Source organism: Deferrisoma sp. (assembly GCF_054681715.1).
The window spans coordinates 1-6,183 of sequence record NZ_BAAHFQ010000160.1; the positions used below are offsets into that span (position 1 = coordinate 1).

Genomic DNA, 6,183 nt, shown 5'->3' on the forward strand with positions numbered 1-6,183 from the left:
GGACGCCCCGTCCGCGCGTTCGCACGTCCGCACGGGCCGACGCCGCCCCGCGGCGACCGAGTGTCGCCTCTCGGCGTCACCCCCTGGGACCAGAGAGCCTCCAGACCCAGCCGCAGTAGCGGCACACGAACCGGTCGGTGAGGAACACGAGGCGGTGGGAACGGCAGGAACAGGGCTTCATTGCAGGCCTCCTGGAAACGGGAACCGATCCGACGGGCGCAACGCGCCCCAACGGTCCGGGAGGTCCTGCAGTTGACGTGCCAAAGTCGTACCTATTGGATTTTACAGTACAAAGGGCGAAACGTTCCGCGATCCACCCTCCCCGCCGCGGCCAAAACGTCGCCTCGCGGCGACACGGGACCCTCAGCCCGGCGTCCCCGCGCCCAGGTCGGCCGAGATCGCCTCCCCGCAGGCCCGCACCCGCTCCTTCACGGCGGCCACCCGCTCGGGCCCGGCCGCGGTCATGGGCAAGGCCACCCCCACGGCCGCCACCACGTCCCCCGAGCCGTCCCGCACCGGGGCGGCCACCCCCCACACCCCTTCCACGGCCTCGCCGAACTCGGCCAACACGCCCTCGGCCCGGATCTGCCGGAGCCGTTCGCGGAAGGCCGCGGGGTCGGTGATGGTGCGGTCGGTATAGGCCCGCAGCGGTTTCGTGCCCAGCAGGCGTTCCAGTTCGTCCTCCGGCCGGAAGGCCAGCAGCGTCATGCCGAGCATGCCGAAGTAAGGAGGGTCGCGGCGCCACCCCACGTCGGAGGCGATCCGCACGGGCCCGGGGGCCTCCCGCTTGTCCACGTACACGAGGTCGCCGTCCATGAGGGCACCCAGGAGCACGGTGACCCCCAGCTCGTCGCGGAGCGCATCCAGATGGGGCCGGGCCACGTCCCGCAGGTTCAGGGAGTCGATGGCCGCGTGGGCGAGCCCCAAGACCCGGGCGCCGAGGCGGTAGCGCCCGTCCGCCGGGTCCTGGGCCACGTACCCGTGGTACTGGAGCGTGGCCAGGATCCGAAACGCCGTGGGCTTGGAAAGCCCGGTCTCCCGGGACACCTCGTCGAGGCTCAGCCGGGGTCGCGTTTGGGAAAAGGCGTCCAGGATCGCGATGGCCCGCTCCACGGCCCGCACATTGTACCGGCCGTCGGCCGCGGCCTTCCCGCGTTCGTGGGACCGCTTGGGCATGGGCGCTCCGTGTCAGGGACCAGAGGTCAGAGGACGGAATTCGGGAAAGGGCACCGACGAGAGGCGGCCCCTACTCTCTTGAGGAGGATAGCGAAAGCTGATTTCGGCAGGCAAAATACCACGGGCGAGGAACGGACGTCTACCGGGCCGGCGGCGAGGCGAGCCCCCGGCGAACGGCGTGGAGCACCTCGTCGAGCTTCTGGAGGAACCGGGAGCGGTCGGCCTTCTCGAACGGGGCCGGGCCGCCTCCCTGGAGGCCCATCTGGCGGAGCTGGTCGTTGAGCTCCCGGCGGGCCAGGGCCTCGCCGATGTTCAGGGGCGTGTACAGGTTCCCCTTGGGCCCCAGGACCCAGGCGCCCTTCTCCACGCATCGGGCGGCCAGGGCGATGTCGGCCGTGACCACCACGGTGCCCGGCCCGGCCCGCTCGGCGATCCAGTCGTCGGCCGCATCGAACGCGCCCCCCACCACCACCGCACGCACCACGGGGTCGCTCGGGAGCCGGGTGGGCCGGCCGCTCACGAAGTAGGCCGGCCAGCCGAACCGGGCGGCCACCCGGGCCACCTCGTCCTTCACCGGGCAGCCGTCGGCGTCCACATACACCACGGGGGTTTCGCCCTGGTCGCTCATTCCTTCTCCTTCGCCTTCCGCACCCGATCGAGGGTTTCCAGCATCACGCCCAGCCGCGACGCGGGGGGCCGGCTCATGGCCTCGAGCTCCTCGGGGGTGTAGTGTTCCCGCAGGAACGCGCCGATGTCGATCCGGTCCGCCCAGCACACCACGATGCGGTGGCACGGCAGCCCCCGGTTCACCCGTCGGCAGTGGCGAAACGGCACCTCCCCCCCGAGCGGGGGGCAGCGGGGGTGGAGTTCCTCGTCGTATCGGTCGATTCCCATGGTCACCTCCCGGCTCGTGTCAGTGGCGGGGGCTAATGTTACCGCAGTCTCGAGCCGATAGCTCGTGGGGGCGGATCGGTCGCCGGTCTCCGCCGCCGAAGGACTCGGATTTCCGATGACGACCCGCGCGCAGGGACTTTTTGCCCCCTCGTCTCCCGATGCGAAGCGATCCCCATGGAGCCGCCCACGTTGTCCCCCACGGACGCCCTGAAGCGTTGCCTCGCCGCCTACCGGGACCTCCTCCGGCTCACGGCCGAGCAGGAGGCTCTCCTGCGGCGCGGGGACTACGGCCCCCTCGTGGAGCTCCTGACCCGCAAGGACCACCTCGTCGGGGAGGCCGCCCGGCTCTGGGCGGAGGCCCAGGCGGCATCGGCCGAGGAGCGCGCCCGTCCGGCGTTCGCCGGGGCCGTCCGCGAGGTCCAGACGTTGGTTGCAGAGCTCGTGGAGGCCGAACGCCGCTGCCACGAGCTCCTTCCCGCCGCGGGGGCCGCGCCCCGGGCCCCGGCCCGGCGCGCCGTATCCGCCTACCAAAAAAAATGATCCCCATCCCCGGTTTCCCCTAAAGACTTCTCGCCCCCCTGCCGATCCGTCAACACGAAGGAGCAGACCCTCTTCCCAGGGACGGGATCATGGGCATTTCCCAATTCACGGTGCACAACGTGCTGCGCACCTACGCCCGCCAGGACCGGCTGGGCAAGGTTCAGCGGCCCAAGGCAGGGCCGGCGCCGAGCGCCGCCCCGTCCGGGGACCGCGTCAACCTGAGCCCCACGGCCCAGAAGGTCCAGTGGGTGGGCACCCTGGCGTCGCAGATGGTCGAGCGGGACCACCCCGACCTCGATCCGGACGCCCGCCAGGCCAAGGTGCGCGACACGCGGGACCGCCTCGTGTCCCGGCACCAGGACGAGATCGCCGACGACCGGGTGACGGTCCAGGATCTCGAGGCCCGCCTCCGGGCCCTCTACCTGGACTAACCGCCTCTTCGCTCCCCGTTGCGGGGACGAAGGGGATTCGTGCGCCCTGCGTCCGGGGGGCCGGGCCCTCGCGCGCGTTGACACCCCGAAAAACGGGGTGTTAGGATACGCGCCGGTTTTTCCTGCCCGTCCGCGCTTCCCCAGCCGTCTCGAACCCGAAGGAGTGTCGGCCATTTCTGCCGCCGAACCCCAACCCACCAGAGACGAGCTCATCGAGGAGTACGCGCCCCTCGTCAAATACATCGCCGAGCGCATGGCGGCGCGGCTCCCCTCATCCATCGAACTCGACGACCTCATCAACACCGGGGTCATCGGCCTCATCGACGCCATCGACAAGTTCGTGCCCGACCGGGGGGTCAAGTTCAAGACCTACGCGGAGTTCCGGATCCGCGGGGCCATGCTGGACTATCTGCGGCAGCAGGACTGGGCGCCCCGGTCCATGCGCCGCAAGGAGCGGGAGCTCGCCCGGGTGTTCCATGAACTGGAGCAGCAGCTCCAGCGGCCCGCCACCCACGAGGAGGCCGCGGCGGCCATGGGCATCTCCATGGACGAGTTCAACGACCTCCTCTACAAGGCCCGGGGGCTTTCGCTCCTGTCGCTGAACCGCCCCGGGGGCGACGTGGAGGACGACGAGGAGGCCCGGGAGCTCGGGGAGTACATCCCCGACGAGCCCGAGAAGAGCCCCTTCGAACTCCTGCGCAAGCAGGAGGTCCGGGACATCCTGGCCCGGAAGATCGACGAACTCCCGGAAAAGGAGGGGATGGTCCTCAAGCTCTACTACTTCAACGAGCTCACGATGAAGGAGGTGGGGAAGATCCTGGGGGTGACGGAGTCCCGGGTGAGCCAGCTCCATTCGGCCGCGATCCTGCGGCTCCGGGGACTCCTGGAAGGCCTCCTGGAGTAGCCGGGGTCCGCGCCCCTCACGTTTTCCACCGAACCTGCCGATGGAGAGGGGAACGGGTTCGTTTCGTTCCGGTTTCGCACCGTACCCGCGAGGACGATCGTGTCGGAGCTTCTGAGTCAGGAAGAGGTGAACGCCCTCCTCCAGAGCATCCCGCTCCAGCAGGAAGCGGCGCCGGCGGAACCGGCGGCCAAGCCGGCCCCCACCCGGTACCGCAAGCGGGCGAGCCGGTATGATTTCAAGCGGCCGAACCGCATCTCCAAGAACGTCCTCCAGAGCCTCCACTTCCTGCACGAGCGCTACGCCCGGAACCTCGCCCTGGATCTCTCGGCGTACCTGCGGACCATCTCGGACATCGTGCTCCTGAGCGTGGATCAGCTCTCGTACGCCGAGTTCCTGATGAGCCTCCCGGAGACCACCTGCATCAACGTGGTCAAGATCGCCCCCCAGGGCGGCACCCTGGCCTTCGAGGTGAACCCCACGCTGGTGTTCGCCGTGATCGAGAAGCTCATGGGGGGATCGTCGGAAACCCCCACGATGAACCGGGAGATCACCCCCATCGAGCAGGCCCTGATCGAGGGGTTCATCGACATGGCCCTCCGGGACCTCCAGGACGCCTGGCGCACCATCGGAGAGACCCGGTTCGTCCTCGACCGGCGGGAAACGAGCCCCCAGCTCGTGCAGATCGTAGCCCCCAACGAGATCGTGGTGGTGATCGTGTTCGAGGTGAAGGTGGGCCAGACCTCGGGCATGATGAACCTGTGCATCCCGGCGATCTACCTGGAGCCCTTCGCGGTGGAGCTCCGCCAGGAGCACCAGACCGACATCACCACCCGGATGACCGAGGCCGACTACCGGCGGCTCGACGAGGTGATCGCCCGGGCCGTGGTGCGGCTCCAGGCCGACCTTTGCCGAAAGCGGCTCACGATCCGGCAGATCCTGGGGCTCAAGGAGGGCGACCTCTTGCCCCTGGGCGCCGACCTCCACCAGCAGGTCACGGTTTCGGTAGCGCAACTCCCCAAATTCCGGGGCCTCTACGGGGCCCGCAAGGGCCGCAAGGCCGTGCGCATCGAAAGCGTCATCCGCGACGAGGAACCCGAGCCGACCCCGGACGCCGGGGACGAATTCCAGGCCCTCGGGGCCGGCACCGGGTAGCGGGAGGAACGATGTCCGACATCCTGAGCCAAGACGAGATCGACCGCCTGCTGAGCGCCGCGGCCGACGACCTGGGGGAGGCGCCCGCCTCCGACCTGAGCCCCTCCGAGGTCGAGGAGGTGGAGCGGGCCATCCGGGTGTTCTTCGCCTCGGCCAACTCGGCCCTGGCCTCCCTCCTGGCCCGGCCCGCCACCGTGACCGAGGGCATCGGCCAGGTGGTGAACCTGGAGGATCTGGCGGGCGACAAAGGGCTCCTCGCCCGGTTCCCGTTCCGGTCGGGGTTCGACGGGGAGCTCGCGTTCCTCCTGCGGCACCGGGAGGCCTCGATGCTCGCGGACCTCATTCTCGGGGGCGAGGGGAAGGAGAAGGAGGCCCTCGAGGAGGCCGACCTCGACGCCCTCAAGGAAGCCCTCACCCAGATCGCCGGGAGCGGCGCCCCGACCCTGTCGGCCACCCTGGGCCGCGACGTGGGGTTTGCCCCGCCGACGATCGAGGCCGTGGAGGCGAAAACCCTGACCGAGGTGCTTCCCTGGGGTCAGGCCTTCCTGGGGGTGGGCACGATCAAGGTGGACGGGGTGCTCGAAACCCCCCTTCGGGTCCTCCTCCCGGTGGGGGTGGCCCGGGAGATGGCGAAGGTCTTGCGGGAAGAGGAGGACGAGGTCCCGCAGCCCTCGGCGGTTTCGGGCTCGTCGGGGTCCCCGTTCGCGGGGGGCGGGGCGGAGCCGGCCGCGCCCCCCGACATCCGCAACATCGACCTCATCCTGGACCTGGAGGTCGAGGCCACGGTCCGGCTCGGCGAGGCCGAGATGCCCCTGAAGGACATCCAGCGCCTTCGGCCCGGGTCGATCATCGATCTGGACAAGGACACCGAGGCCCCGGTGGAGCTCGTGGTCAACAACCGGGTGCTCGCCAAGGGGGAGCTCGTGGTGGTGAGCTCCGATCACTTCGCCCTTCGCATCACCGAAATTGAGTCGCCGACCGAGCGGATCCGCAAGCTCGGGCCGTCCTGACCTGCCCCCCTGGGCCCTGGACGCGATCCAGGCCCGCGGGTTCTTGCGGATCGGCGCCGACTCCCCCCTCGAAGCC

General features: G+C 69.9%; 8 protein-coding genes. 5 read left to right on the top strand and 3 right to left on the bottom strand.

Annotated features, from left to right (window positions below):
- Positions 1-363 precede the first annotated feature (363 nt).
- The 3 genes from ACY0I8_RS15270 to ACY0I8_RS15280 form a co-directional block, all read right to left on the bottom strand.
- Positions 364-1,176: an IclR family transcriptional regulator gene (locus tag ACY0I8_RS15270; RefSeq protein WP_459941946.1), complete on the bottom strand. Its 813-nt coding sequence runs from the start codon at positions 1,174-1,176 to the stop codon at positions 364-366.
- Positions 1,177-1,315: 139 nt separating this feature from the next.
- Positions 1,316-1,804 carry a YaiI/YqxD family protein gene (locus ACY0I8_RS15275; RefSeq protein WP_459941945.1) on the bottom strand — a complete coding sequence of 163 codons (489 nt, stop codon included), beginning with the start codon at positions 1,802-1,804 and terminating at the stop codon, positions 1,316-1,318.
- The gene (locus ACY0I8_RS15280; protein ID WP_459941944.1) at positions 1,801-2,070 is read right to left on the bottom strand and encodes a hypothetical protein; all 270 of its coding nucleotides are present in this window, start codon (positions 2,068-2,070) and stop codon (positions 1,801-1,803) included. Before ACY0I8_RS15280 ends, ACY0I8_RS15275 begins: the two co-directional genes overlap by 4 nt.
- A gap of 189 nt (positions 2,071-2,259) precedes the next feature.
- Between ACY0I8_RS15280 and ACY0I8_RS15285 the strand changes: the two genes are divergently transcribed.
- The 5 genes from ACY0I8_RS15285 (at position 2,260) to ACY0I8_RS15305 (ending at position 6,107) form a co-directional block, all read left to right on the top strand.
- Entirely contained in the window at positions 2,260-2,610 is a 351-nt protein-coding gene (locus tag ACY0I8_RS15285; RefSeq protein WP_459941943.1) for a hypothetical protein, read from the top strand.
- Between the two features lie 89 nt (positions 2,611-2,699).
- Positions 2,700-3,041, top strand: a complete 342-nt coding sequence (locus tag ACY0I8_RS15290; protein ID WP_459941942.1) for a flagellar biosynthesis anti-sigma factor FlgM — start codon at positions 2,700-2,702, stop codon at positions 3,039-3,041.
- Positions 3,042-3,204: 163 nt separating this feature from the next.
- Positions 3,205-3,945, top strand: coding sequence for a sigma-70 family RNA polymerase sigma factor (locus tag ACY0I8_RS15295; protein WP_459941941.1), 741 nt, complete (start codon positions 3,205-3,207; stop codon positions 3,943-3,945).
- Positions 3,946-4,044: 99 nt separating this feature from the next.
- Complete coding sequence (gene fliM / locus ACY0I8_RS15300; protein ID WP_459941940.1) at positions 4,045-5,097, top strand: flagellar motor switch protein FliM; 1,053 nt, start codon at positions 4,045-4,047, stop codon at positions 5,095-5,097.
- A gap of 11 nt (positions 5,098-5,108) precedes the next feature.
- Positions 5,109-6,107, top strand: a complete 999-nt coding sequence (locus ACY0I8_RS15305) for a FliM/FliN family flagellar motor switch protein (protein ID WP_459941939.1) — start codon at positions 5,109-5,111, stop codon at positions 6,105-6,107.
- Positions 6,108-6,183: the final 76 nt, after the last annotated feature.